Here is a 24,981-nt window from a genome sequence, read left to right on the forward strand (position 1 = left end):
CACGTGATCCTCACCCGAGGCGATCACATGAACGCCCACGGCGGCACCAACACCCTGAAGATCCTCGACGTGGAGACGGAACACCAGACCGATGCGTGATTCTTGTATACGATAGGTCTGTCTGCTGTGGCCATTCCGGTGACGGGATGAGAAGCTGTCGGCAAACAACCTAGAGGAATGATCATGCACGAGGAGTGGCAGGAGGAGGTGCTGGCGGAGGTCAGGGCCGGGCGTCGCATCAGCGACCGGGATATCGTCGATCAGGTGCGTCGCGCCGTGCTGATGCAGCGCCTGCCGCCGGGCACGCGACTGCCGGAGGTGACCCTCGGCGAGGTCTTCGGGGTCAGCCGGTCGGTGGTGCGCAAGGCCCTCACCCGGCTCGCTTCCGAGCACGTGGTGGACCAGCGCCCCAACCAGGTGGCGCGGGTCCGCGCGCCGAGCATCGAGGAGACCCGCGAGACCTTCGCCGCCCGGCGCCTGGTCGAGGGCGAGGTGGCCGCGCTGTTGGCCGGCGGCCTCGACGCCGCCTCGGCGACGCGTCTCGAGCAGGAAGTCGAGCGCGAGATCGAGGCCCACGGGCGCGGCGACGAGCCGGCCCGCATCGAGCACTCCCTGGCCATCCACCACCTGCTGGCCGACCAGTCGCCGAATCGCGTGCTGGGCGCGATGCTCACCGACCTGATCCTGCGCACCTCCATCGTGATCGCCCTCTACAAGCGGGCGAACCTCGGCTCCTGCTACCTGGAGGGGGATCACCCCTCGCTGCTGGCCGCCCTCCGGCAGGGCGAGGGCGAGGCGGCCCGGGGTGCCATCCTGGCGCACCTGGAGAGCCTCGAGGGGCTGCTCGACCTGAGTGCTCGGGAGACTCGCATCGATTTGATGGCCATCCTCGGCCAGGCCGGCGAACTCGAGGCCTGACCCGTCCTTGATGCGCATCAAAGCGGTTGGCGCCCCAGCGTCGCCCGCCTTGTTCCCTCCGCGGAGCTGGCCGACAATGCGGGCTCGTTGACTCGGGTTCGGGATCCCTTCATGACCGCACTGTTTCGCCTCGCCCTGGCCGCCTGGCTGCTGGCGATCGCCTCACCGACGTTCGCCGGCCAGGCCACCGTGGCCGTCGCCTCCTCCCTGCAGTTCGCCTTCCCCACGCTGGTCGAGCGCTTTCGTGCCCAGGGCGGCGCGCCAGTGCGTATCAACTACGGCGCCTCGGGTACCTTTCGTCGCCAGATCGCCCAGGGCGCGCCCTTCGAGCTGTTCCTCTCGGCGGACGAACAGAGCGTGCTGGCCCTGCACGAGGCGGGCTTCACCGAGGATGCCGGCAGGGTCTATGCGGTCGGTCGACTGGCCTGGATCCAGTCTGCCGGGCGCGGCGCGCTGCCGAGCGAGGAGGACGCGCTCTCCGCCGTCGAGGCGGCCATCGCCGCGCACCGGGCGGGGGAGGGGCGCCCGCGGGTGGCGCTGGCCAACCCGGAGCACGCCCCCTACGGCATCGCCGCGCGCCAGGCGCTCGAACAGGCCGGGCTGTGGGAGGCGTCGGCGCCGCTTCGCGTGATGGGCGAGAACGTCTCCCAGGCGGCCCGTTTCGCCTTGGCCGACGAGGCCCGGGGTGGCCTGGTGGCCTACTCGCTGGCCCTGGCCCCGACGCTGGCCGAGCGTGCCGAGCACGTGCTGATCCCCGCCGACCGACACACGCCGCTGCGCCAGCGCATGGCGCTGATGCCCGGCGCGAGCGAGTCGGCCCGCGCGCTTTACGCCTGGCTGCAGGGCAGGGAGGCACGCGAGATCCTCGCGCGCTTCGGCTTCCAGGCGCCGGACGCGCGCTGATGGACTGGACGGCGCTCTCGGTCTCGCTGCGCCTGGCGGGGCTGACCTGCCTGCTGCTGCTGCCGGTGGGGCTCTGGCTGGGACGCGCCCTGGCGCTGTCGCACTTTCGCGGCCGCGCCCTCGCCGAGGCGTTGGTGGCGCTGCCGCTGGTGATGCCGCCCACGGTGCTGGGCTTCTACCTGATGCAGGCCTTCGGGGTGCAGGCGCCGTTCGGCGCCTTCTGGCAATCGCTGACCGGCGGCGGGCTCAACTTCACCTTCACCGGCATCCTGCTCGCCTCGCTGGTCGCCAACCTGCCCTTCGCCGTCCAGCCGATCCAGCGCGCCTTCGAGACGATTCCCCCCAACCTGCGTGAGGCGGCCTGGTGCAGCGGCCTCTCGCCGGCCCAGACGCTGTGGCGCATCGAGTTGCCGCTGGTGTGGCCGGGGCTGGTCTCGGCCCTGGCACTGACCTTCGCCCATACCCTCGGCGAGTTCGGGGTGATCCTGATGGTTGGCGGCGCTATCGACGGCGAGACCCGCACGCTGGCCATCGCCATCTATGATCGGGTCCAGGCCTTCGACGAGTCCGGAGCCGCGGTCATGTCGGCCATGCTGCTGCTGGTCTCCTTCCTGACCATCGGCGTGGTCTATGGGCTCGCCGGGCGACGCAGGTGGCGCCGTGGCTGAGTCGAATCGCACCTCCTGGCCAGGAGCGAACGGCGAGCGGCTGGCGGTCAGCCTGCATCAGCCCGGGCCGATTCCGCTGGCCGCCGACTTCCACTGCGAGGCCGGGGAGCTGCTGGCCCTGGTCGGCCCCTCGGGCAGTGGCAAGACCACCCTGCTGCGTTCCATCGCCGGGCTCTACCGGCCGGCGGGCGGCGTCATTCGCTGTGCCGGGGAGACGTGGTTCGATGCCGCGGCGGGGCATTCGTTGCGCCCCCAGCAGCGCCGGGTGGGGCTGGTGTTCCAGGACTATGCGCTCTTCCCGCATCTGACGGCACGGGGCAACGTCATGGTCGCGCTCGACCATCTTCCCTCCGCCGAGCGGCGCCTTGCCGCCGAGCAGTGGCTCGCCCGGGTGCGTCTCGACGGGCTCGCCGACCGCCATCCCGCGGCGCTTTCCGGCGGTCAGCGTCAGCGCGTCGCCCTGGCCCGGGCACTCGCGCGCAATCCGCGGGCACTGCTGCTCGACGAGCCCTTCTCGGCGGTGGATCAGGTCACCCGGCGCCGCCTGCAGCGTGAGCTGGCGCTGCTGCGTGAGGAGATTCGCATTCCCATCGTGCTGGTCACCCACGACCTGGATGAGGCCGCCGCCCTGGCCGATCGGCTCTGCGTGCTGCATGCCGGGCGCAGCCTTCAGCAGGCGCCGGCCGCGGAGCTCTTCCGCCGACCCGCGAGCCCGGCGGTGGCGCGGCTGCTCGATCGCCACAATGTCTTCGTGGGCCGCGTGGCGGATGACGCGGCGGGGCGCCGGCTGCAGTGGGGGCCCTGGCGGCTGGAGGTGGCGAGCGATCTCGAGCGGCTGTCGCCGGGGCAGCGGGTCTGCTGGTACCTGCCGCCGTCGGACGTGGTGCTGCACCGCCGCGGCCGCCCCTCACGGGGGGAACGCGAGAATCCCGTCGAGGGTCGGGTGGTGGAGATGGCGGTACTTGGGGGCATCAGCTTCGTGGCGCTGGCCTTCGATCACTGCGACGATACCCTGCGCTTCGAGCTGCCCACTCATGCGGCGCGCCGTAACGGCCTGGCTCAGGGCGAACGGGTCGGTGTCTCGCTGCTCGCCGCCGGGATCCACCTGATGCCCGAGGCCGATGCCTGGCCTGACGCCATCGACCCCGTCGAACTGGCGCCGGGCGATATCCACCCTGACGATCTTTCCGCCCGCTGAGGAGACCCCCATGAATGCGACCCGTCGCCAGCTGCTGCTGGGCCTGGCCCTATTGCCCGCGGCCGGCCTGCTGCCGCGCCCGCTGATTGCCGCCGTGCCCGATGAGGCCGAGGCCCGGGCGACCATGCCGCTGGTCATCCATGGCGCCCAGGGGCCGCAACGCCTGCAGGTGGAGGTGTCACGCAGCATCCGCGAGCGCAGCCGCGGCCTGATGGAGCGCGACCACCTCGACGCGGGGGCCGGCATGCTCTTTCTCTATCGCCATCCCCAGTCCTCGCGCAACGGCTTCTGGATGTATCGCACGCGGATCCCGCTGGATATCGCCTTCATCGACGAGGCCGGGCGCATCGCCGAGATCCACTCCATGACGCCCTGCACCGCCGAGGCCCCCGGCGACTGCCCGGTGACCCGCCCGGGCGTGTCCTATCGCGCGGCCCTGGAGGTCAACGCCGGCGCCTTCGAGGCGCTGGGGGTGACGGCCGGAGACTGCGTCAGCTGGCCGGGTGGCGGCGGGCTCTGCGCGAGCCAGGCCGCCGAGCCGTCGGCGCCCTGATCAGGCCACTTCTTGATCAAGGTGCCGCGCGGCGCGGGCCAAGGTGCAGCGTGATCAGTGCCAGTCCCGCCAGCACCAGGCCGCCCCCGGCCAGCTTGTTGATGCCCAGGTTTTCGCCCAGCAGCCAGGCCCCCAGCAGCACCGCCCCCACCGGCATCAACAGCGTCAGCGGGGTGACCCGGCTCACCGGGTGGCGGCGCAATAGCCCGTACCAGAGGCCGTAGGCCACGATGGAGGACATCACCGCGGTGTAGAGCACCGCGCCCCAGCCGGCCCATCCGGCTGCGCCCAGGGCCTGCCACTGGCCCTGCTCGAACCACCAGGAACCCAGGGCCACCTGGGGGGTGGCGAACAGCGCCACCCAGCCGGCCAGCGCCATGGGCGAGACGCTGGGGCCCTGCTTGATCAGCAGCTGCGAGATGGCCCAGCCCAGGGCGCTGGCCAGCAGCAGGGCGGTGGGCAGGGGAGACGGCAGGGTGGGGCCACCGGCCAGGACCGCGACCCCGGCGAAGGAGAGCGCCAGGCCGACCACTCGACGCGGCCCCAGGCGCTCCTTGAGGAACACCACGGCGAGCAGGGTCGCGAAGGGCGTACCCATCTGCACCAGCAGGGCACCGGTACCCGCCTCGGCCTGACCGAGCCCGATGAACAGCAGCGCGAAGTGCAGCGAACCGAAGGTCACCGAGAGCAACGCCAGGAAGGGCAACTGGTGGCGGGCCACCGGGTGGAACGGCACCAGCAGCATCGCCACCAGGGCGAAGCGCAGCGTGGTCAGCAGCAAGGGGGGAAGCTCGGCTACCCCCAGCTTGATGACGATGATGTTCAGCGCCCAGATGGCGATGACGGCGAAGCCCAGGGCCAGGTCACGAAGCGGCAAGGTATCTCCTCGAGGGGGCAGGGAAAAGCGTCACAGCATAGCAACCCCGTTGAAGGTGGGGACAGGGCGGGTGGCAGACGTGTCTTGCATGACCATCGGATGACAGGGCATCTTGAGGCTCGCGGCGTCGATGACGCCCTGACAACAACGATGCCGGGGAAGCCGTCGATGGGTCCCCCGCGCTCAACACCGCAAGGACACGCCATGCCTTCATCACGCCCCGCACGCAGAGTGGCCGCCGCCCTGGCCGGCGTGCTGCTCGTCAGCGCTTCCCTCTCCTCGTCCGTTCAGGCCCGCGAGCTCTCCGTCTCCACCGTGCTCTCCGACGCCTTCCCCTGGGGACAGGCCGCTGAGAAGTGGGCCGACTTGGTGGCCGAGCGTTCCGACGGCGACCTGACCCTGCGGGTCTACCCGAACTCTCAGCTGGTCAACGGCGACCAGACCCGCGAGTTCTCGGCCATGCGCTCGGGCTTGATCGACGCGGCCGTCGGCTCGACCATCAACTGGTCGCCCCAGGTGCCGGAGCTCAACCTCTTCTCGCTGCCCTTCTTCATGCCCGACGTGGAGGCGGTCGATGCCGTGACCGGCGGCGCGGCCGGCGAACGGATCTTCGAGGCCATCGCGTCGCGGGGCGTAGTGCCGCTGGCCTGGGGCGAGAACGGCTTTCGCCAGCTCTCCAACTCCCAGGGTCCCATCGACGAGCCGGCCGACCTCGAGGGTCTGAAGATCCGCGTGGTGGGCTCGCCGCTGTTCCAGGATACCTTCACGGCGCTGGGCGCCAACCCCACCCAGATGAGCTGGGCCGACGCCAAGCCGGCGCTGACCACCGGCGCAGTGGACGGCCAGGAGAATCCGCTGTCGGTGTTCGACGTGGCGCGCATCGACCAGGTAGGGCAGGAGCACCTGACCCTCTGGAACTACATGAACGATCCGCTGGTGTTTGCGGTGAACCGCCAGGTGTGGGAGTCGCTCAGCGAGCAGGAGCGCACCCTCCTGCGTGATGCCGCCGAGGAAGCCGGTGCCTGGGAGATCGCCATGACCCGCGAGGAGGAGCCGGCGCGGCTGGCGGCGATCCAGGAGCGCGGCGTCACGGTCACCGAGCTCGACGAGGCCCAGCACCAGGCCTTTGTCGAGGCCACCGAGGCGGTCCACGACGAGTGGGGGCCGCGCATCGGCGAGGCGATCGTCGAGGCAGCTCGTTCCGATATGCAGCCGGACTGATCTCCGGCGCCTGCCCTCGGCCGCTCAGCGGCTCCTCATTATCGGACTCTCACTATCGGCCCCGTGCGGGGCCGATCTCGTCTCCACGCCTCGGACACCCGACGCCCATGAAACGTCCCGACGCAAGACTCGAACGCCTGCTGGCGACCCTGGCGATCCTGATCATCAGCCTGATCAGCTTGGCCAACGTGGTGGTGCGCTACCTCACCGGCGGCTCCTTCGCCTTTACCGAGGAGTTCTCGGTGTTCCTGCTGGTGGTGCTGACCTTCGCTGGCGCCTCGGTGGCGCTGCGCCGCAATGGCCATCTCCGCATCGCCATGCTGGAGCAGGCCCTGCCGTGGGCGCCGCGCCGGGCCCTGATCCTCTTCCAGGGGGCCTGCGGGCTGGCCGTGCTGGGGCTGATCACCTGGTACGGCGCCAGGATGACCTGGCAGGAGATCCAGTGGGGCTCGCTCTCGCCGGGCCTCGGCCTGCCGCAATGGTGGTACCTGGCCTGGCTGCCGCTGCTCTCAGGGCTGATGCTGCTGCGTCAGGGGCAGCAGACCCTGGATCGCCTGCGTGGGAGGCTCGAGGATGAGTCCTGACCTGTGGATGCTGCTGGCCTTCGCGGGACTGCTGATCAGTGGGGTCCCGGTGGCTTTCGCGCTGGGCCTGGGCGGCGCCGTCGGTATCCTGGCCGGGCTCTCGCCCGCCATGCTGGCCACGCTCGGTACCAACACCTACAACGGCGTGGCCAAGTATCCGCTGATCGCCATCCCGCTGTTCATCCTCACCGGCCTGATCTTCGAGCGGGCCGGGGTGGCGGCGCGGCTGGTGCGCTTCGCCCAGGCGCTGATCGGCCCGCGCCACGGCGGCCTGGCCGTGGTGGCGGTGCTGGTCTGCATGATCATGGGCGGGATGAGCGGCTCGGGCCCCGCCGACGCCGCGGCAGTGGCCATGGTGATGCTGCCGAGCATGACCAAGGCCGGCTACCCCAAGCCCTTCTCGGCCACGCTGATCGCCGCCTCGGCCTCCACGGCGATCCTGATTCCCCCCTCGGTGGCGCTGATCCTCTACTCCATCGTGGTGCCGGGGGTCGACCTGCGGGCGCTGTTCGCCGCCGGCCTGTTCCCCGGGCTGCTGGCCGGGGCGGCGCTGCTGGTGCCGGCGCTCCTGCTCTCCCGGCGTCATCGCTGGGAGGCGCCGGGCGGGGTCGAGCGACCAGCGCTGGGCGAGAGCTTCCGGCAGGCACTGCCGGCGTTGTTCGCCCCGGTGATCATTCTCGGCGGGTTGCGCAGCGGGCTCTTCACGCCCACCGAGGCGGCCGTGGTGGCGGTGACCTACGGTGCCCTGGTCGGCCTCCTGCTGACTCGGGAGATGCGCTGGCGGGATCTCTGGGAGCTGCTCGGCGAGGCGGCGGTGATTTCTGGCGTGGTGCTGCTGATCATCGCCCTGGCCGGCATCTTCGCCTGGGCCGGTACCATGCTCGGCACCTTCCGTCATCTGGCAGAGTGGATCGTCGGGCTCACCGACAACGGCACGCTGCTGCTGGTACTGATCATGCTGGCGGTATTGCTGGCGGGCATGCTGCTCGATGCCATCTCGATCTACCTGATCATGATGCCGATCCTGATCCCGGTGATGCAGCATTTCGACTGGAACCCGGTGTGGTTCGGCATCCTGCTGGCGATGAACATCGCCATCGGCCAGTTCACCCCGCCGGTGGCGGTGAACCTGATGGTGACCACCGAGGTGGCGAAGATTCGCCTGGAGCAGACCGTGGGCTGGGCGCTGCTGTTCGTGGTGGCCATGGCGGCCGCCCTGGCGCTGGTGGCGCTGTTCCCCGCCATCGCCCTGTGGCTGCCCGGGGTGTTGGGCTACAACGTCTGAGGCCGGCGGTTCTCCTGCTGCCCGCGATGGGCAGGCGGCATCGTCTCGCTTAGGCCCGGTCGCCCTGCAGGGTGGCCAGGGTGCGCCGATGCAGGTCCTGGCTGGTGGCATCGAAGAGCACGAAGCGAACGCGCTCGATGCCGGGGCAACGGGGCAGGGTGGTGAGAACCGTCGAGATCGCGATGCGCGCTGCCTCGGCCGGCGGGTAGCCGAAGGCCCCGGCGGAGAGGGCCGGGAAGGCGATCGAGCGGATGCCGTGGCGCTCTGCCAGCTCCAGGGCGTTGCGGTAGCAGGCCGCGAGCAGCTCGTCGGCGGGCTCGTCGACACCGTAGACCGGCCCCAGGCAGTGGATCACGTGACGGTTGGGCAGCTCGAAGGCCTCGGTGACCACCGCCTGGCCGGGGCGGATCGGCGCCAGCGGCCGGCACGCCTCGACGAGCCCGGGACCTGCGGCCCGGTGCAGGGCGCCCGCCACACCGCCGCCGCTTCTCAGCTGGGCGTTGGCGGCATTGACCACGGTATCGATATCGGCTTGGCGGGCGATATCGCCCTGGACGCATTCGATGAGCTCGGTCATGACGCGACTCCTTGGTGGCCTGGCCTCCCCTCAGTCTGGCGTCCAGAGCGGCAGGGCATCAAGGTCGGCCCGACGGTCCGTGCCGAGCGGCAGGCGCCGGCGTGCCTCGCGGAGCGCCGCCTTGTCCAGGGTCAGCCGATGCCACTCCTCGCCGCTGCCGAAGGCGTAGGCGGGGTGATCGTCGTCGACCAGCGGCGGGCAGAACAGCGACCGGCCCCACTCGGCGCCGGCGCGATTCAGGCTCAGCCAGTAAAGCTGATTCTCCATGGCGCGGGTGGTGACGAAGGCGTGCCAGCTGGCGAAGCTGAAGTCGCGGGTGAAGGCCACCGGGTGCAGGATCAGTTCGACACCTTCGGCGGCGAGGCGCCGCGCCAGTGCCGGGAAGCGCAGGTCGTAGCAGATGACCACGCCGATCCGCCAGCCGGCGATCTCGGTGACCAGCAGGTGCTCGCCGGGCGAGAAGTGGGCTGCCTCGCCCGAGGCCCCGAACTGGGCGCAGTGGAGCTTGTCGTAGACGCCGGTCAGGCGGCCGTCGGGGCCGACCAGCACCTGGCTGATATGGCGGCAGCCGGTCGCGCGGCGCGCCATGCCGAAGGCGATGGAGGTGCCGAGTTCTCGAGCCAGCTCGGCGAAGGCTTCGACCACCGGGCCGCCGAGATCGTCGTCCAGCGCCTCCAGGCAGTCGAAGGCGTCGTCGCTGTATTCCTGGGCGGCGAGCTCCGGCAGCACGATGAGATCCGGCACGCCATCGTCACAGGCCCCGCGTATGCGATCCGCCAGCCGGCGCAGGTGGGTGAGCTGGTCGGCGCGACGGCGAGTCGTCGGAATGCTGATCTGGCCGGCGAGTATCTGCATGGTGTCTCCTGTGTCGATGCCTGGAGGCGTGTGATCCAGGCCGCGGCTCTTGCGCCTATCTCTGCAGTCTATTTCCGCGGCCGCCTGGTTGCCTTTACGTGGACAGCGCCGCGGAAAATTAACGCTCGCGTCATCTATGCTGGGTCTAGACTCCTTCATAAGCAAAAAGGCCTCATCATACGACCGCTTTTTTCGCTAAAGTAGGAGGGAGCGGCTCAGGCCGTCGGCGGTCCAGGATCGGGACCGCTACTACGGAATCCGTTTGCACAACACAAGAGGTGTGTTAATGAAACGTCATGCTTTCTCTGCCGCTGCCTTTTCCGGCGCGCTGCTGGGAGCCGCGATGTTCGCATCGCCGGCTATGGCCCAGGACGAGAAGTTCATCACCATCGGTACCGGTGGCCAGACCGGCGTCTACTACGTCGTCGGCCAGTCCGTCTGCCGCCTGGTGAACCGTCTGGAAGACGCCAACATCAAGTGCAACGCCCCCTCCACCGGCGGGTCGGTGGCCAATGTCAACGGCATCAAGTCCGGCGAGCTGGACATGGGCGTGGTGCAGTCCGACGTCCAGTATCAGGCCTACAACGGCACCGGCAACTTCGAGGGGGATGCCTACGAAGAGCTGCGCGCCGTCTTCCGCGTCCACGGCGAGCCGCTGACCATGCTGGCCCGTGCCGATGCTGGCATCGAAGGCCTCGACGACCTGGAAGGCAAGCGCGTCAACATCGGCAACCCGGGCTCCGGCCAGCGCAACACCATGGAAGTGGTCATGGACGCCAAGGGCTGGACCATGGATACCTTCTCCCTGGCCTCCCAGCTGGACGCCGCCGAGCAGGCCGCGGCCCTGTCCGACAACAACATCGACGCCATGGTCTATGTGGTCGGTCACCCCAACGGTTCTCTGCAGGAAGCCACTACCACCGTCGACGCGCGCCTCGTCCCGCTGGATGGGCCGGCCATCGAGAAGATCGTCGAGGAGCACCCCTACTACTCCAAGTCGGTCATCCCCGGTGGCATCTACAAGGGCAACCCGGACGATGTGCCCACCTTCGGCGTGGCGGCCACCTTCGTGACCGATAGCAACACCGATGACGAAGTGGTCTACCAGACGGTCAAGGCGATCTTCGACAACTTCGATCGCTTCAAGCGTCTGCACCCTGCCTTCGAGAACCTCGACCCGCAGGAGATGGTCAGCTCCGGTCTATCGGCGCCGCTGCACGAGGGTGCCGCACGCTACTATCGCGAGCAGGGTTGGATCGAGTGATCTCCGGCATCTGAGATCATCTCATTCAGGTGTGGAGTGCGCGGTCATCCGGAGAGGTGACCGCGCACTCTGGTTCTGACGAATGATAACCAGTGTCAATCGATAACTTAGAGCAGGGCTCGCTTATGACCGAGGACAAGATGAGGTCTCCGGGTGATGAGGTCGACCTGGAGGATATGGTCGCCTCTACCGACTCGGGGGCGCGCAAGCCGGCCGGAATGCCCGGCAAGTTGCTGGTCAGCATCGCCGCGGTGTGGTCGCTCTTCCAGCTGTGGATCGCCTCGCCGATCCCCTTCATGGTGGGCTTCGGGGTCTTCAATGCCACCGAGGCCCGATCGATTCATCTGGCATTCGCGCTCTTCCTGGCCTACATGGCCTACCCGGCGCTGCAGCGTTCGCCGCGTGACCGCATCCCCCTCCAGGACTGGGTGCTGGCGGCGCTCGCGGCCTTCTGCGGCGCCTACATGTTCATGTTCTATGAACAGCTGGCCCAGCGTCCCGGCGCCCCCATCCTGCAGGACGTGATCATCGGGGTGGCGGGGATCCTGCTGCTGCTCGAGGCTACCCGCCGAGCCCTCGGGCCGCCGCTGATGATCGTGGCGTCGGTATTTCTTCTCTATAGCCTGGCGGGCCCCTGGATGCCCGGTATCCTCTCGCATGGTGGGGTCAGCCTGTTCGGCCTGATCAATCACCAGTGGCTGACGACCCAAGGGGTCTTTGGCATCGCGCTGGGGGTCTCGACCAGCTTCGTCTTCCTGTTCGTGCTCTTCGGCGCCCTGCTCGACAAGGCCGGAGCTGGCAACTACTTCATCAAGGTCGCCTTCTCGCTACTGGGCCACTATAAGGGCGGGCCGGCCAAGGCCGCCGTGGTGGCCTCGGGCATGACCGGCCTGATATCCGGCTCCTCGATCGCCAACGTGGTGACCACCGGTACCTTTACCGTGCCGATGATGAAGCGCGTCGGCTTCTCAGCCGAGAAGGCCGGGGCGGTCGAGGTCTCGTCCTCGGTCAACGGCCAGATCATGCCGCCGGTCATGGGGGCCGCGGCTTTCCTGATGGTCGAATACGTGGGCATTTCCTACGTGGAGGTGATCAAGCATGCCTTCTTGCCGGCGCTGATCTCCTATATCGCCCTGATCTATATCGTCCACCTCGAGGCCCTCAAGGCCGGCCTCGAGGGGTTGGAGAGCAGCAATCCGCCCAAGCCGCTGGTGCGCAAGGTGATCGGCTTCCTGGGCGGCCTGCTGCTGATGATGGTCACTGCCTTGGGGGTCTACTACGGCCTGGGCTGGCTCAAGCCGGTGCTGGGCGATGCCACGCCCTGGGTGGTCGCGGTCGCCCTGACGGCGATTTATGTCGCTCTGCTCAAGCTGGCCGCGGGGTATCCCGAGCTCGAGCTCGACGACCCGGACACCCCCATCTACACGCTGCCCCAGACCAAGCCCACGGTGCTGGTCGGCCTGCAATACATCCTGCCGGTGATCGTGCTGATCTGGTGCCTGATGGTGGAGCGTCTCTCGCCCGGCCTCTCCGCTTTCTGGGCCACGGTGTTCATGATCTTCATCATTCTCACCCAGCGTCCCATCACCTCGGTCTTTCGCCACCGCAGCGACATGGCCGCGGACCTGCGCGAGGGCGTCATGGATCTGTGGAACGGTCTGGTGACTGGTGCCCGCAACATGATCGGCATCGGCATCGCTACGGCCACCGCGGGCATCATCGTCGGGGCTGTATCGCAGACCGGTGTGGGGCTGGTATTGGCCGAAGTGGTGGAAACCCTCTCCATGGGTAACCTGATGCTGATCCTGCTGCTCACGGCGGTGCTCAGCCTGATCCTCGGCATGGGGCTGCCTACCACGGCCAACTACATCGTGGTCTCGGCACTGCTGGCGCCGGTCATCGTCCAGCTGGGGGCACAGAACGGTCTGCTGGTGCCGTTGATCGCGGTTCACCTGTTCGTGTTCTACTTCGGCATCATGGCGGACGTGACGCCGCCAGTGGGGCTTGCCTCCTTCGCCGCGGCCGCAGTATCGGGTGGTGACCCCATCCGCACCGGCTTCCAGGCCTTCTACTACAGCCTGCGCACCGCGGCACTGCCGTTCCTGTTCATCTTCAATACCGACCTGCTGCTGATCGATGTCTCCTTCCTGCAGGGCATCCTGATCTTCGTGGTATCGACCATCGCCATGTTGATCTTCGCGGCTGCCACTCAGGGTTTCATGGTGACCCGCAGCCGCTGGTACGAGTCCGTGCTGCTGCTGCTGGTGGCCTTCACGCTGTTCCGGCCAGGCTTCTGGATGGACATGATCCACGACCCCTACCAGTCGGTGCCACCGGCGCAGTTCGTCGAGGCGCTGGGTAGCGTCGACGAGGAGAGTACCCTGCGTCTGCAGGTCAGCGGTCTGGACGCCTATGGCGATCCCATGACCACCTACATGACGCTGCCGGTGCCCGAGGGCGAGACTGGGGAGGAGCGTCTGGAGAACCTTGGGCTGGAACTGTTCATCGAAGAGGAGAGGGCCGTGGTCGATATGGTTGCCTACGGCAGCCAGGCCGCCGACATGGGCTTCGACTTCGACCAGGAGATCATCCAGGTCCTGGCTCCGGTGGACCGCTGGACCAAGGAGTGGATGTGGATTCCCGCCTTCCTGGTGTTCGGCCTGGTCATGATGCTGCAACGGCGGCGGCGTGATCGCGATGCCGCCCTTGCTCAAGCCTGAAGGAGGCGCAACCATGTATAGCAAGATCATGTTGCCGGTGGATCTCAACGAGGAGGCGTCGTGGGAGAAGGCGCTGCCCACGGCTCTGTCGCTGTGCCAGAGCTTCGGTGCCTCGCTGCACGTGGTGACGGTGCTGCCCGACTACCGCATGCCGCTGGTGGGCTCCTACTTCCCCAAGGACTTCGCCGAGAAGGCGCATCAGGCGGTCTCCGATGCCCAGCACGAGTTCATCCGTGAGCACGTGCCGGAGGACATCACCGTCCAGAGCGTGATCGTCGATGGCTCACCGTGGGAAGCGATCATCAAGGCGGCGAAGCAGCTCGAGATCGATCTGATCGTCATGGCCTCCCACAACAAGCGCAAGTTCGTCGACTACGTACTCGGGCCCAATGCCGAACACGTCGTGCACCACTCGAAGGTGTCGGTGATGATCGTGCGCTGAATCGGCCCTAGCCACTCGCGATGCCATCCTGGCCGATGGCATGGCGTTGGCGACGTCGCCGATGGCAATAGGCTAGCACCCTGCGAACGCCTCCCTGGAGGGGAGGCGTTCGCGTATGGAGAACCTTCCCGCCGGCGACAGGCGGGTGATGACGCTCGGCGGATCCGCGTGCTGAGGACACTGTGCGTTGAGGGACGCGCGCCCGCGCCCTCTGCGTTAACGGCGGACGTCGTCTACATTAATCAGACATTAAGAGATGACGGGCGCCTTTCGGCCACGCGGCGAAGGCACCCCGAACCGGCCCGGCGGAACCGGGACACCAAAGGCGGAAACAGGGGTGTGACCATGAATGCGGCAACCAGAGAGCGGGACAAGACTGCTGCGCCCAGTGTCAGGATCAACATCCGGTCAGTGGGTATGGACAAACCACGAGCCTGGCTGGCGGCGGGCTTCGAGGATTTTCGCCAGGCCACCGCGGTCAGTCTTGCCTATGGGATGTTCTGGGTGGGGCTGAGTATCGCCATCACCGCCGGTGCCTTCACGCTGGGGCTCTGGCACTGGCTGTTGCCGCTGATTGCCGGTTTCATGTTCCTCGGGCCGCTGGTGGCGGTGGGGTCTTACGGCATCAGTCGGGCGATCGAGGCCGGGCGCGTCCCCAATCTCGGTGATGCGTTCGGCGGCTGGAAGGGGCACGCGGGTCAGCTGGCGATGATGGGCGTGATGATGATGATCTTCTTCCTCGCCTGGATTCGCCTGGCCACGCTGCTCTTTGCGCTGTTTTTCGGCCTCGAGGCGCCCAACCCCGAGACGCTCTATACGTCGCTTCTGACCACCGCCGACGGCCTGGTCATGCTGGCGGTAGGCACCGCGATCGGCGCCGTGCTGGCCTTCGGCGCCTTCACCATCAGCGTGGTGGCCATCCCCACCCTGATGGATCAGGACCTCACCTTCATGGAGGGCATCGAGGCCAGCATCCGTTCGGTGGCCAAGAACTTCCGCCCGATGCTGCTGTGGGCGGTCATCCTCACCGGCTGCGTGCTGGTCGGGGTCATGACCTTCTATATCGGCCTGGCCCTGATCCTGCCGGTACTGGGCCATGCCAGCTGGCATGCCTATGAGGACCTGGTGCGCATCGAGCCGGTCGAGAAGCTGGAAAGCTGAGGCGACACCTACCGACGGCGGCCGTGTCAGCGGTATCAGCAGTGGCAGACAGCAGTGGCAAGAGGGGCGCCTTGGCGCCCCTCTTGCTGTTAGGCGGCCCAGATCCTGACCCCGGGCGCCGAGTGACGTACTCTGTACCGGTCTTCCTTGTCTCGGGAATCCCGCTCATGTCGATCGGATTCATCGTTCGTCTGCTGGCACCGCTGCTGTGGTTGCTGATCGCGCTGCCTCACGCTCAGGCCCATACTCATGCCCAGCCGACGCCCCTGCCCGAGCCCACCGGCAGGGTGATCCTGACCCTTAGCGGGGATATCGCCCATCCCAATGTGGGTGGCGAGGCGCACTTCGATCGCACCATGCTAAAGGCCCTGCCGTCGCGGATCATCGAGACCCACACGCCCTGGCATAGCGACAAGGGGCGCTTCGAGGGGCCCCTGGTCCGGGCCCTGCTCGAAGCCGCCGGGGCCGACGGTGACTGCCTGCGCATCCGGGCCCTCGACGACTTCGAGGCGCAGGCCCCGCGGTCCGACTTCTACGACCACGACGTGATCCTCGCCATGTCACGGGATGGGGAGCCCCTGGGCATCCGCGACTACGGTCCGCTGTTCGTCGTCTATCCCTTCGATGCGCATCCAGAGCTCTTGACCGAGGCGGTGCGTTTTCGCTCGGTCTGGCACGTCGAACGGATCATCGTACCCTGAGAGGTTCTGGGCGAGGAGGCCTGATGCTGCACTACCCCCTGCGTCTGAAGCTGGGCGCCATCGCCGCTCTGCTGTTCTTCGCCGCCGCCCTGGTGGTGGTCGGCCTGGTCGCCTGGCGTCAGCATGCGCTCTCCGAGAGCGTGGGTGGCAATGCCGTCTGGCACGCCTACAAGCTCGACCGGGACACCGTGGAGCTGCGCAGCTTCCTGGCCCGCCCCGATCCGGCGGCCAAGCGGCCGCTGCTGGCCCTGCGCATCCGCCTGGAGCTGCTCTACAGCCGCCTCCATCTGCTGAAGGAGGGCGACATCACCCGCCTGCTCGCCAGGATCGACATCGCCGAAGAGCTGGTGGAGCAGGTCGAGTCGCACCTGGATGCCATGGATGCGCAGCTGCGCCGCCTGGAGAGCCTCGATGCCGGTGCCCGGAGCCAGCTGAGCTCACGGCTGGAGATCCTGGGGGGCGTCACTGAGCGATTGATCATCGCCATCAATGGTCACCTGGCCGAGGCCACGACCCGTGATCGACGCGCCCTGCAGACCCTCTACGGCGTGCTGCTGCTGTTGATCCTCGCGATGAGCCTGGCGGCCTCCCTGGTGGTGGTCTTCCTGTTTCGCGAGTCCCGCGACAACGCCGCCGCCCGGCGCGAGCTGGAAACCTTGAGCCGCGAGCTGGAGGTCACCGCGCAGCGAGCCGAGTCGTCGAGTCGCTCCAAGTCGGAGTTCCTGGCGACCGTCAGCCACGAGATCCGTACCCCGCTCAATGGCGTGATCGGCATGAGCGACCTGCTGCAGGATCAGCCGCTGCCCGTGAAGGCGCGCCACTTCGCCGACACCATTCATGACAGTGCCCAGCGGCTGCTCGAGCTGATCAACGATATCCTGGATTTCTCCAAGATCGAGGCCCAGCGCCTGGAGTTCGAGGAGCGCCCCTTCGACCTGGCAGAGCTGGTCGACGGGGCGGTGGCGCTGTTTGCCCCACGGGCCCAGGCCCGAGGCCTGCGCCTGGCGTGCGACATTGATCCCCGGCTGCCGGTGCGGGTCGTCGGCGATGCCGGCCGCCTGCGTCAGGTGCTGCTCAATCTGCTCTCCAACGCCATCAAGTTCACCGAGCAAGGCGAGGTGCGACTGGGCGTGCGTGCCCTGAGCGATGGAACGGTGCGCTTCGAGGTCGTCGATACCGGGATCGGCATTGCCCCCGAGAGCCAGCGTCAGCTGTTCGAGCCTTTCCAGCAGGGCGACCCTTCCACCGCGCGTCGTTTCGGCGGCACCGGGCTCGGGCTTGTGATCAGCCAGCGCCTGGTCGAGGCGCAGGGCGGACGGCTCGCCTTCGAGAGCGAGCCGGGCCGGGGCAGTCGCTTCTGCTTCGCGTTGACGCTGCCGGAGGCCACGGCCAGCGAGGTCGCGGCCGATGCGTCGGCGGCCGCCCCGGAGGGGGGGCTGGCCGGCGCCCGGCTGCTGGTGGTCGAGGACGACCCGGTCAACCAGCAGGTGGCCCGGGCCATGCTCGAGCGCTTGGGCTGTCGCGTCAGTGTCGCCGAGGCCGCGGACGTGGCGCTCTCCTGGGCGGCTCGTGAGCACTTCGACCTGATCTTCATGGACGTGCAGCTGCCCGGCATGGACGGGTTAGAGGCGACGCGACGGCTGCGCGCCCGTGGCGGCTGGTCGGCCGAGCTACCGGTCGTGGCCATGACTGCCGGAGGGCCGAGCGGAGATCAGGCGCGTTGCCTGGCCGCCGGCATGAACGGCTACCTCACCAAGCCGCTCTTCCAGCAGGCCCTGGTGGCGCTGCTGCATCGCCATCTACCGCGCGGCGAGCCGCCTCCCTCAGCCGATTCGCCGCTCGAGGCGGCGACGCTGTCGTCGCTGGAAGAGAGCCTGGGGCGACAGGGGCTGACGGCGCTGATCACCCTCTACCGGCATCAGGCGGCTGAGCACCTGGCGGGACTTGAACAGGCCCTCTCCGGTGGGGTCGCCCGCCAGGTCGAGTACCTCGCCCATCGGCTCAAGGGGGAGTCCTCGAGCCTGGGGGCGGTGCGGGTCGCCGGCCTCGCCAGTCAGCTGGAACGACTCGGCGCGCAGGAGCGGCTGGACGAGGTGGCCCTCGCCCTGGGTGCCCTGCATCGCTGCCTGGCCCTGACCCTGACGGCGCTGGAGGCCTGGACATCGGGCGAGTGATGCTTCAGGCCCGTGTGGCGACGCGCCCGGGAAGACGCCAGCGCAGGTGGCGCTCGACCACCTGCAGGCCCGGCCGGTAGTCACCCTGCGAGGCGGCGAGGGCGCACGCCAGGGTCAGGGTGGCGATGCGGTCGTGGTCCTGGACTGCGGAGTTGACCGGCAGGGGCAGGAAGTCCAGCAGGCGGCTGTCGCCGAAGGTAGCCAGGCGCAGCGCCGGGGGCAGGCCACCATCTTCCAGCAGCACGTCGAAGACCCCGTCGAGCAGGGTGTAGGAGGCGGTGACCAGGGCATCGGGCATGCCATGGCCATCGAGCAGCTCGCGCATCAGCCGGGCCCCCTCGACGCGGTCGTAACGCCGGGCGCCGCAGGTGATCACCTCCAGCGGCGGATGGTCGGCCAGTCCCCGCTGGAAGCCGGCACGGCGCTCCTGGCTGATCGACAGGGCCGGGACCGCATCCAGCCAGGCGATGTGCGTCACTCTGTCATCCAGCACCGAGCGGGTCAGCCGCTCGGCGGCCTCTCGGTCGTTGCTGACCACGCTGGCGAAGTGGCGCGGGTCGAGGCCGCGGTCCACGCCCACCACCGGCAGCCCGGCCGCCATCAGCTCGGCATAGAAGGGGTCCTCCATGGGCAGACAGCTGGCGGTAATCAGCACCTCGCAACGCTGGGCGCGAAGCGCCAGGGCCAGCTCGCGCTCGCTCTCCGGGTCGTCGTCGGAGCCGACGATCAGCAGCCGGTAGCCCGCCTCCCGAGCACCGCGCTCGAGTCGCTTGGCCAGGCGCGCATAGCTGACGTTCTCCAGGTCGGGGATGATCAGTCCCAGCAGGCGGCTTGCCCCCCGTCGCAGTGCGGCGGCCTGGGCGTCGACCCGGTAGCCGTGCTGCTGCACCACGGCCATCACCCGGTCGACGGTCTCCTGGCTGATGCGCCGCTCCTGGGCCTTGTCGTTGATGACATAGCTGGCCGTGGTGCGGGAGACCCCGGCCAGGCGAGCGATTTCGGCGAGTGTCATGAGCGTCCTCGGTAACGGGTGGGGGGTGATGCTACGTCACGGACGCTGGCCTGCACCCCCCTGCCAAAGTCGTAGCGTATCGGCCTTGCCAACCAGTATGAATCGATTCAGCATGAATGACATCACAGGTGACACGATTCAGCCAGCGAATACAGCGATTCTCCGAGCGGCTGAGCGAGAGGCGACCACCGTCCGTCACCCGAGCGAACAGGAGAGCCCCATGTTGACCCTACGCCAGGACGATATTCTGCTCGACCGCCGGGCCGACGATTGGCGCATGGCGCTGGATCAGGCCACCGAGGCCCTGCACGAGGCAGGCCTGGTCGAGCGCGATTACCGCGACGGCCTGTTCGATCGCGAGGCCCAGTCCTCGACCTTCCTGGGCAATGCCATCGCCATTCCCCACGGCACCCCCGAGAGCCGCCAGCACGTGCGCCGCACCGGCGTGCGCGTGTTGCAGTTCCCGGCCGGCGTCGAGTGGCATGACGGTAACCGTGTGCACGTGCTGGTGACCATCGCCGCCCAGAGCGACGAGCACCTGGACATCCTGCGCCAGCTGACCCATGTGCTGGACCGGGAGGGCGTCGCCGAGCGCCTGGCCGGCGCCGACTCTCGCGGCGAGGTCGCCGGTCTGCTCTCCCGGGCGGTGGTCGAGGCACGCCTGGATGCCGATACCCTCTGCCTGGGCTTCCCGGCCCGAGACCGCCAGGAGCTGGCGCTGGCCGGGGCGGCGCGCCTGCGCCAGGCCGGCTGCGTGGGCAGCGAGTTCGTGGCCAGCGTCGCCGAGCAGGCACCGCTGGGGCTCGGCCAGGGGCTCTGGCTGGTCAGCAGCGAGCGCGGCGTCGAGGTGCCGGCGCTGTCGCTGGCGACCGCCGATGCGCGCCTGGAGGAGGCGGGCGAGCGGGTCACCGGCGTCTTCTGCCTGGCCGCCCAGGGCGATGCGCATCGGGGGCTGATGGAGCGCATCCTCGCCCTGCTGGACGCCGGTGCTGCCCGCGAGCTGCATGGCCTCGATGCCGAGACGCTGCTGGCACGGCTGGCCGGCGAATCCGCCGCGGCCCGCACCCGCCAGGCCCGGGTGCTCAATGCTCATGGCTTGCACGCCCGCCCGGCCAAGCAGCTGGTGCAGGTGGCGCGCGCCCAGGGCCTGGCGATACGTGTGCGCCTGGCCGATGGCGGCTTCGATGCGGTTTCCGCCAGCAGCCTGACTAAGGTGATCAATCTGGGCGCGCGTCGCGGACAGCAGCTCGTCTTCTCCGCCGAAGGGGAGGGGGCCGAGGCGGCCCTCGAGACGGTCTGCCAGGCCCTGGCCGAGGGGCTCGGCGAGCAGGTGCTGCCCTTCGACGAGAGTCGTGAGCAGACGGCGGCGGTGGTTGACGAGCCGGCCCCGGAGCCGCTGCCGGCCGACCGTCCCCACCCGGCCGTGGCGGCGTCGCCGGGACTGGCCATCGCGCCGGTCTTCGTGCTGCGCACGCCGCACTTCGACTATCCCCGGCTCGCCGAGGATCCCGCCGTCGAGGCCCGTCGCCTGGAGCAGGCGATCCGCGAGGGCAGCGAGCAGCTCGAGGCCCTGGTGGGCGAGGCGCGCGGCGGCGAGGTGGCACAGATCCTCTCCATGCACGAGGAGATGCTGGGGGATCCCGAACTGCTCGAGGCCGCCCGGGAACAGCTCCAGGAGGGCAGTTCCGCCGAGGCCGCCTGGTGGGACGCCATCGAGACCGCCGCCCGCGCCCAGGAGATGCTCGCCGATCGGCTGCTCGCCGAGCGCGCCGCCGACCTGCGCGACGTCGGCCGACGGGTGCTGGGCATCCTCTGCCGGGTCGAGCTCCCCGAGCCGCCGGCCCATCCCTATATCCTGGTCACCGACGATGTCGGGCCCTCGGACGTGGCACGCCTCGACACCTCCCGGGTGCGCGGGCTGCTCACCGCCCGCGGCGGGGCCACCTCCCACAGCGCGATCCTGGCCCGGGCGCTGGGCATTCCCGCCGTGGTGGGGGCCGGCAGGCGGGTGCTGGCCCTGGAGGACGGCAGCGAGCTGATCCTCGATGGCGAGCGTGGCCGGGTCATCCCGGCCCCCTCCGCCGAGCGCCGCGAGGCCGCCGAGCAGCGCCTGGCCGACCACCGCCGCCGCGAGGCCGAGGCCTGGGAGGCGCGCTTCCAGCAGGCGCGCACCCGCGACGGCCATCGCGTCGAGGTGGCCGCCAATCTGGGTAACACCGCCCATGCGGCCGATGCCGTGGAACGCGGCGCCGAGGGCGTCGGCCTGCTGCGCACCGAGTTCCTGTTCATGGCCCATGCCCAGGAGCCGGACCTCGATACCCAGATCGCCGAGTACCGGGAGGCCCTGGAGGCCCTGGACGGGCGCCCGCTGGTGGCGCGCACCCTGGACGTCGGCGGCGACAAGCCGCTGCCTTACTGGCCGGTGCCGAAGGAGGACAATCCCTTCCTCGGTCTGCGCGGCATCCGCCTGGCGCTCACCAAGCCCAAGGTGCTCGAGACCCAGTTCCGCGCCATGCTGATGGCGGCGGCCGGCGATCCTGCGGCAGGCGCTCCTGCGGCCGGCGCCACGGGCAGGGACAGGCCGCTGCGCATCATGCTGCCGATGGTCAAGGACATCAGCGAGTTCCGCGCCGCCAAGCAGATCCTCGACCGCCTCCTCGAGGAGATTCCCGAGGCCGAGCGGACCACCGACGTCCAGCTCGGGGTAATGATCGAGGTGCCCTCCTGTGCCCTGCTGGCGCCGACCCTGGCCGCCGAGGTGGACTTCTTCTCGGTGGGGACCAATGACCTGACCCAGTACACCCTGGCCATCGACCGCGGCCACCCGGAGCTCTCCGCCCAGGCCGATGGCCTGCACCCGGCGGTGCTCAAGCTGATCGAGATGACGGTGGACGCCGCCCATGCCCACGGCAAGTGGGTGGGGGTCTGCGGGGAGCTCGCTAGTGACGCCGTCGCCGTGCCGGTACTGGTGGGACTCGGTGTCGACGAGCTGTCGGTGAGCGCTCGCCAGGTGCCCCTGGTCAAGGCGCGGCTCGCCGAGGTTGACCTCGATGAGGCCCGCCGCCAGGCCGGGCTGGCCCTGGCGCAGGCCACCAGCGAAGCGGTGCGCGACGCCCTGGAGGTGCGCTGATGGCCCGCATCCTGACCATCACCCTCAACCCCGCCCTGGACCTCTCGGTGAGCCTCGGTAGCCTGGTGCCGGGCGAGGTCAATCGCACCCGCGAGACCCACCTCGCCGCCGCCGGCAAGGGGGTCAACGTGGCCCGGGTACTGGTCGAGCTTGGTCACGAGGTCAGTGTCTCGGGCTTCCTGGGCGTCGATAACGACGGCCCCTTCCTGCGCGCCTTCGAGGCCCTGGCGGTGGAGGATGCCTTCATCCGGGTACCCGGTGAGACCCGCATCAACGCCAAGCTCGCCGAGGCCGACGGCCGGGTCACCGACATCAACGGGCCCGGGGCGGCCATCGATGAGGCGGTCTGGCAACGGCTGCTCGACGGGCTCGACGCCCGTGCCGCCGATCCCCGGCGGCGACCCGAGGCGGTGGTGATCGCCGGCAGCCTGCCGCCGGGGGTATCCCCCGAGGGCCTCGCCGACCTGGTCGCCCGCCTGCGTGCGACCGATCTGCCGGTGTGGGTCGACACCAGCGGCGCGGCCCTGGCGGCGGCTATCGGGGCACACCCCTCGGCGGTCAAGCCCAACGAGCAGGAACTGGCCGCCTGGGCCGGCACGCCACTGACGAGCGCCGACGCCCGGCTCGGGGCGGCGCTCAGGCTCTATGCCCACGGGGTCGAGGAGGCGCTGATCTCCGCCGGCCCGGAGGGCGTGCTCTGGGTCAGCCGGCGCGGCGCCTGGCAAGCCCTGCCGCCACGCCTCGATGTCGTCAGCACCGTGGGGGCCGGCGACACCCTGGTCGCCGCCATGCTGCACGGCGTGCTCTCGGGACACTCCCCCGAGCAGGTGCTGCGCCTGGCCACGGCGCTGTCCGCCGAATCCGTCCGTCATGTGGGCGTGGGTGACCCCCGTGCCCCGGATTTCCCGCAACTCCAACAACAGACCCGCGTGCGGCGTCTCAACGACGTCGACGCAGGGGGAGCTCTTGCATGAACGCCATCATCATCACCGCCTGCCCCAGCGGCATGGCCACCACCTTCCTCGCTGCCCGTCGCCTCGAGCAGGCGGCCAGCCGCCTCGGCTGGCAGGTTCATGTCGAGATGCACGGCAAGCTCGAGCCGCTCACGTCGGTCACTGCCGAGCAGATCGCCGAGGCCGACCTGGTGGTGGTCGCCGCCGATCACGTGCCGGCCCCGGAGCGCTTCGCTGGCAAGCGGCTGTACCGTGCCGCCATCGACCAGGCCCTGCCCGACCCGCGTGCCTTCCTCGAGCGCGCCAGCCGCGAGGCCGGCGAGTTTCAGCCGTCGTCTGACATGGCGGCACCTGCTGTGGCATCAAAGGCATCCGGTGGCAGCCGAATCGTCGCCGTGACTGCCTGTCCGACCGGCGTGGCCCACACCTTCATGGCCGCCGAGGCGCTGGCCGAGGCGGGCAGGTCGCTGGGCCACGAGATCCGCGTGGAGACCCAGGGGTCGGTGGGTGCCCAGGATCAGCTCACCGAGGAGGAGATCGACGCGGCCGACCTGGTGATCCTGGCCTGTGACATCGAGGTCGATGCGGCCCGCTTCGCCGGCAAGCGGGTCTATCGCACGTCCACCGGCAATGCCCTGAAGAAGCCGAAGCCGACCATCGAGGCGGCCCTGAAAGAGGCTGAAGTGGAGACGCAGAGTGGTGCCTCTGCTGGCGGCGAGGCGAAGAAGGGTGCCAAGGAGAAGGGGGTCTACCAGCATCTGCTCACCGGGGTCTCCTTCATGCTGCCCATGGTGGTGGCCGGGGGCCTGATGATCGCGCTCTCCTTCGTGTTCGGTATCGAGGCCTTCCAGGAGGAGGGCACCCTGCCCGCCGCCCTGATGCAGATCGGTGGCGGCACGGCCTTCGCCCTGATGATCCCGTTGCTGGCCGGCTACATCGCCTATTCCATCGCCGACCGACCCGGCATCGCCCCGGGGATGATCGGCGGCATGCTGGCCTCGGAGATCGGTGCCGGCTTCATCGGCGGCATCCTGGCGGGCTTCCTGGCGGGCTATGTGGCGCTGGCCGTGACCCGCTACGTCAAGCTGCCGTCGAGCGTCGAGTCCCTCAAGCCGATCCTGATCATCCCCCTGGTCGCCAGCCTGATCACCGGCCTCACCATGATCTACGTCGTCGGTGAGCCGGTGGCCGCGCTGCTCGCCGGCCTGACCACCTTCCTCGAGAACATGGGATCCACCAATGCCGTGCTGCTCGGCATCCTGCTCGGCGCCATGATGTGCTTCGACCTGGGTGGGCCGGTCAACAAGGCCGCCTACACCTTCGGCGTGGGGCTGCTGGCCTCCGAGACCTATGGCCCCATGGCGGCGATCATGGCCGCGGGCATGGTGCCGGCCATCGGCATGGGCATCGCCAGCTTCGTGGCTCGCCACAAGTTCTCCGAGCCGGAGCGCGAGGCGGGCAAGGCCTCCTTCGTGCTGGGCTTCTGCTTCATCAGCGAGGGTGCCATTCCCTTCGCCGCCAAGGACCCGCTGCGGGTCATCCCGGTGTGCATGGTGGGTGGGGCCATCACCGGGGCGCTCTCCATGCTGGTCGGGGCCAAACTGATGGCGCCCCATGGCGGCATCTTCGTGCTGCTGATCCCCAACGCCATCAACCCGGTCCTGTGGTATCTCGCCGCCATCATCATCGGCTCCCTGGTCACCGGTCTCGGCTATGCGGCGATCAAGCGCGGCAGCCAGGCCGTGGCCGTCGAGGCCAGGGCCTGAGCCACGCGGCGGAAGCGTG

General features: G+C 69.0%; 21 protein-coding genes. 17 read left to right on the plus strand and 4 right to left on the minus strand.

Translation table 11 applies throughout. The features are described from left to right. Window positions 1-183 precede the first annotated feature (183 nt). The 5 genes from FEI13_RS07020 to FEI13_RS07040 all read left to right on the plus strand — a co-directional run bounded on the left by FEI13_RS07020 (window position 184) and on the right by FEI13_RS07040 (window position 4,240). The gene (locus FEI13_RS07020; RefSeq protein ID WP_138180772.1) at window positions 184-918 is read left to right on the plus strand and encodes a GntR family transcriptional regulator; all 735 of its coding nucleotides are present in this window, start codon (window positions 184-186) and stop codon (window positions 916-918) included. Between the two features lie 111 nt (window positions 919-1,029). After that, the gene (gene modA / locus FEI13_RS07025; protein ID WP_138180774.1) at window positions 1,030-1,821 is read left to right on the plus strand and encodes a molybdate ABC transporter substrate-binding protein; all 792 of its coding nucleotides are present in this window, start codon (window positions 1,030-1,032) and stop codon (window positions 1,819-1,821) included. After that, entirely contained in the window at window positions 1,821-2,489 is a 669-nt protein-coding gene (gene modB / locus FEI13_RS07030; protein ID WP_138180776.1) for a molybdate ABC transporter permease subunit, read from the plus strand. The genes modA and modB overlap by 1 nt, the downstream gene beginning before the upstream one ends. Next, complete coding sequence (locus tag FEI13_RS07035; RefSeq protein WP_240036460.1) at window positions 2,482-3,687, plus strand: ABC transporter ATP-binding protein; 1,206 nt, start codon at window positions 2,482-2,484, stop codon at window positions 3,685-3,687. The genes modB and FEI13_RS07035 overlap by 8 nt, the downstream gene beginning before the upstream one ends. A gap of 10 nt (window positions 3,688-3,697) precedes the next feature. Next, on the plus strand, window positions 3,698-4,240 hold the full coding sequence (locus FEI13_RS07040) for a DUF192 domain-containing protein (RefSeq protein ID WP_138180780.1): 543 nt from the start codon (window positions 3,698-3,700) through the stop codon (window positions 4,238-4,240). A gap of 16 nt (window positions 4,241-4,256) precedes the next feature. Here FEI13_RS07040 and FEI13_RS07045 read toward each other — a convergent pair whose 3' ends face one another. After that, complete coding sequence (locus FEI13_RS07045; protein ID WP_138180782.1) at window positions 4,257-5,117, minus strand: DMT family transporter; 861 nt, start codon at window positions 5,115-5,117, stop codon at window positions 4,257-4,259. 204 nt (window positions 5,118-5,321) lie between these two features. On the opposite strand from FEI13_RS07045, the gene FEI13_RS07050 reads away from it, so the two are divergent. The 3 genes from FEI13_RS07050 to FEI13_RS07060 all read left to right on the plus strand — a co-directional run bounded on the left by FEI13_RS07050 (window position 5,322) and on the right by FEI13_RS07060 (window position 8,207). Then, the gene (locus FEI13_RS07050) at window positions 5,322-6,338 is read left to right on the plus strand and encodes a DctP family TRAP transporter solute-binding subunit (protein ID WP_138180784.1); all 1,017 of its coding nucleotides are present in this window, start codon (window positions 5,322-5,324) and stop codon (window positions 6,336-6,338) included. Window positions 6,339-6,445: 107 nt separating this feature from the next. Next, entirely contained in the window at window positions 6,446-6,922 is a 477-nt protein-coding gene (locus tag FEI13_RS07055; RefSeq protein WP_138180786.1) for a TRAP transporter small permease, read from the plus strand. After that, complete coding sequence (locus FEI13_RS07060; protein WP_138180788.1) at window positions 6,912-8,207, plus strand: TRAP transporter large permease; 1,296 nt, start codon at window positions 6,912-6,914, stop codon at window positions 8,205-8,207. The genes FEI13_RS07055 and FEI13_RS07060 overlap by 11 nt, the downstream gene beginning before the upstream one ends. A 49-nt stretch (window positions 8,208-8,256) precedes the next feature. Here the strand turns inward: FEI13_RS07060 and FEI13_RS07065 are convergent, their stop codons facing one another. After that, entirely contained in the window at window positions 8,257-8,784 is a 528-nt protein-coding gene (locus FEI13_RS07065; protein WP_138180790.1) for a macro domain-containing protein, read from the minus strand. A 30-nt stretch (window positions 8,785-8,814) separates the two neighbouring features. Next, a complete protein-coding gene (locus FEI13_RS07070) occupies window positions 8,815-9,639 on the minus strand; it encodes a carbon-nitrogen hydrolase family protein (protein ID WP_158294522.1) in 825 nt (274 codons plus the stop codon). A gap of 286 nt (window positions 9,640-9,925) precedes the next feature. Here FEI13_RS07070 and FEI13_RS07075 point away from each other — a divergent pair, with 286 nt between their 5' ends. From FEI13_RS07075 to FEI13_RS07100, 6 genes are all read left to right on the plus strand, one after another. After that, window positions 9,926-10,903: a TAXI family TRAP transporter solute-binding subunit gene (locus tag FEI13_RS07075; RefSeq protein ID WP_138180794.1), complete on the plus strand. Its 978-nt coding sequence runs from the start codon at window positions 9,926-9,928 to the stop codon at window positions 10,901-10,903. 125 nt (window positions 10,904-11,028) lie between these two features. Next, complete coding sequence (locus FEI13_RS07080) at window positions 11,029-13,623, plus strand: TRAP transporter permease (RefSeq protein WP_138180797.1); 2,595 nt, start codon at window positions 11,029-11,031, stop codon at window positions 13,621-13,623. 13 nt (window positions 13,624-13,636) lie between these two features. Further along, window positions 13,637-14,065 (plus strand): universal stress protein, encoded by a 429-nt coding sequence (locus FEI13_RS07085; RefSeq protein WP_138180799.1) that lies wholly within the window; start codon window positions 13,637-13,639, stop codon window positions 14,063-14,065. 345 nt (window positions 14,066-14,410) lie between these two features. Then, the gene (locus FEI13_RS07090; protein ID WP_138180801.1) at window positions 14,411-15,226 is read left to right on the plus strand and encodes a DUF2189 domain-containing protein; all 816 of its coding nucleotides are present in this window, start codon (window positions 14,411-14,413) and stop codon (window positions 15,224-15,226) included. Between the two features lie 167 nt (window positions 15,227-15,393). Next, window positions 15,394-15,927 carry a putative pterin-binding protein gene (locus tag FEI13_RS07095; RefSeq protein WP_138180803.1) on the plus strand — a complete coding sequence of 178 codons (534 nt, stop codon included), beginning with the start codon at window positions 15,394-15,396 and terminating at the stop codon, window positions 15,925-15,927. Window positions 15,928-15,950: 23 nt separating this feature from the next. After that, window positions 15,951-18,101: an ATP-binding protein gene (locus FEI13_RS07100; protein ID WP_138180805.1), complete on the plus strand. Its 2,151-nt coding sequence runs from the start codon at window positions 15,951-15,953 to the stop codon at window positions 18,099-18,101. Window positions 18,102-18,105: 4 nt separating this feature from the next. Here the strand turns inward: FEI13_RS07100 and cra are convergent, their stop codons facing one another. Next, a complete protein-coding gene (gene cra / locus FEI13_RS07105; RefSeq protein ID WP_138180807.1) occupies window positions 18,106-19,113 on the minus strand; it encodes a catabolite repressor/activator in 1,008 nt (335 codons plus the stop codon). 220 nt (window positions 19,114-19,333) lie between these two features. Between cra and ptsP the strand changes: the two genes are divergently transcribed. The 3 genes from ptsP to FEI13_RS07120 are packed head-to-tail and all read left to right on the plus strand — an operon-like array spanning window position 19,334 to window position 24,962. Next, window positions 19,334-22,243: a phosphoenolpyruvate--protein phosphotransferase gene (ptsP, locus tag FEI13_RS07110; RefSeq protein WP_138180810.1), complete on the plus strand. Its 2,910-nt coding sequence runs from the start codon at window positions 19,334-19,336 to the stop codon at window positions 22,241-22,243. Continuing rightward, window positions 22,243-23,217 (plus strand): 1-phosphofructokinase, encoded by a 975-nt coding sequence (gene pfkB / locus FEI13_RS07115; protein WP_138180812.1) that lies wholly within the window; start codon window positions 22,243-22,245, stop codon window positions 23,215-23,217. Before ptsP ends, pfkB begins: the two co-directional genes overlap by 1 nt. Continuing rightward, complete coding sequence (locus FEI13_RS07120) at window positions 23,214-24,962, plus strand: PTS fructose-like transporter subunit IIB (RefSeq protein WP_138180814.1); 1,749 nt, start codon at window positions 23,214-23,216, stop codon at window positions 24,960-24,962. The genes pfkB and FEI13_RS07120 overlap by 4 nt, the downstream gene beginning before the upstream one ends. The last annotated feature ends 19 nt before the right edge of the window (window positions 24,963-24,981 follow it).

The sequence above is a fragment of the Halomonas urmiana genome, assembly GCF_005780185.1.
Taxonomy (GTDB): domain Bacteria; phylum Pseudomonadota; class Gammaproteobacteria; order Pseudomonadales; family Halomonadaceae; genus Halomonas; species Halomonas urmiana.

Coding starts and splice junctions, on each gene's coding strand:
- ptsP (WP_138180810.1), top strand. CDS start 19,334: ATGTTGACCCTACGCCAGGACGATATTCTGCTCGACCGCCGGGCCGAC.
- FEI13_RS07080 (WP_138180797.1), top strand. CDS start 11,029: ATGACCGAGGACAAGATGAGGTCTCCGGGTGATGAGGTCGACCTGGAG.
- FEI13_RS07020 (WP_138180772.1), top strand. CDS start 184: ATGCACGAGGAGTGGCAGGAGGAGGTGCTGGCGGAGGTCAGGGCCGGG.
- FEI13_RS07090 (WP_138180801.1), top strand. CDS start 14,411: ATGAATGCGGCAACCAGAGAGCGGGACAAGACTGCTGCGCCCAGTGTC.
- FEI13_RS07040 (WP_138180780.1), top strand. CDS start 3,698: ATGAATGCGACCCGTCGCCAGCTGCTGCTGGGCCTGGCCCTATTGCCC.
- FEI13_RS07055 (WP_138180786.1), top strand. CDS start 6,446: ATGAAACGTCCCGACGCAAGACTCGAACGCCTGCTGGCGACCCTGGCG.
- modB (WP_138180776.1), top strand. CDS start 1,821: ATGGACTGGACGGCGCTCTCGGTCTCGCTGCGCCTGGCGGGGCTGACC.
- FEI13_RS07095 (WP_138180803.1), top strand. CDS start 15,394: ATGTCGATCGGATTCATCGTTCGTCTGCTGGCACCGCTGCTGTGGTTG.
- FEI13_RS07120 (WP_138180814.1), top strand. CDS start 23,214: ATGAACGCCATCATCATCACCGCCTGCCCCAGCGGCATGGCCACCACC.
- FEI13_RS07050 (WP_138180784.1), top strand. CDS start 5,322: ATGCCTTCATCACGCCCCGCACGCAGAGTGGCCGCCGCCCTGGCCGGC.
- FEI13_RS07085 (WP_138180799.1), top strand. CDS start 13,637: ATGTATAGCAAGATCATGTTGCCGGTGGATCTCAACGAGGAGGCGTCG.
- FEI13_RS07100 (WP_138180805.1), top strand. CDS start 15,951: ATGCTGCACTACCCCCTGCGTCTGAAGCTGGGCGCCATCGCCGCTCTG.
- cra (WP_138180807.1), bottom strand. CDS start 19,113: ATGACACTCGCCGAAATCGCTCGCCTGGCCGGGGTCTCCCGCACCACG.
- FEI13_RS07070 (WP_158294522.1), bottom strand. CDS start 9,639: ATGCAGATACTCGCCGGCCAGATCAGCATTCCGACGACTCGCCGTCGC.
- FEI13_RS07075 (WP_138180794.1), top strand. CDS start 9,926: ATGAAACGTCATGCTTTCTCTGCCGCTGCCTTTTCCGGCGCGCTGCTG.
- modA (WP_138180774.1), top strand. CDS start 1,030: ATGACCGCACTGTTTCGCCTCGCCCTGGCCGCCTGGCTGCTGGCGATC.
- pfkB (WP_138180812.1), top strand. CDS start 22,243: ATGGCCCGCATCCTGACCATCACCCTCAACCCCGCCCTGGACCTCTCG.
- FEI13_RS07060 (WP_138180788.1), top strand. CDS start 6,912: ATGAGTCCTGACCTGTGGATGCTGCTGGCCTTCGCGGGACTGCTGATC.
- FEI13_RS07065 (WP_138180790.1), bottom strand. CDS start 8,784: ATGACCGAGCTCATCGAATGCGTCCAGGGCGATATCGCCCGCCAAGCC.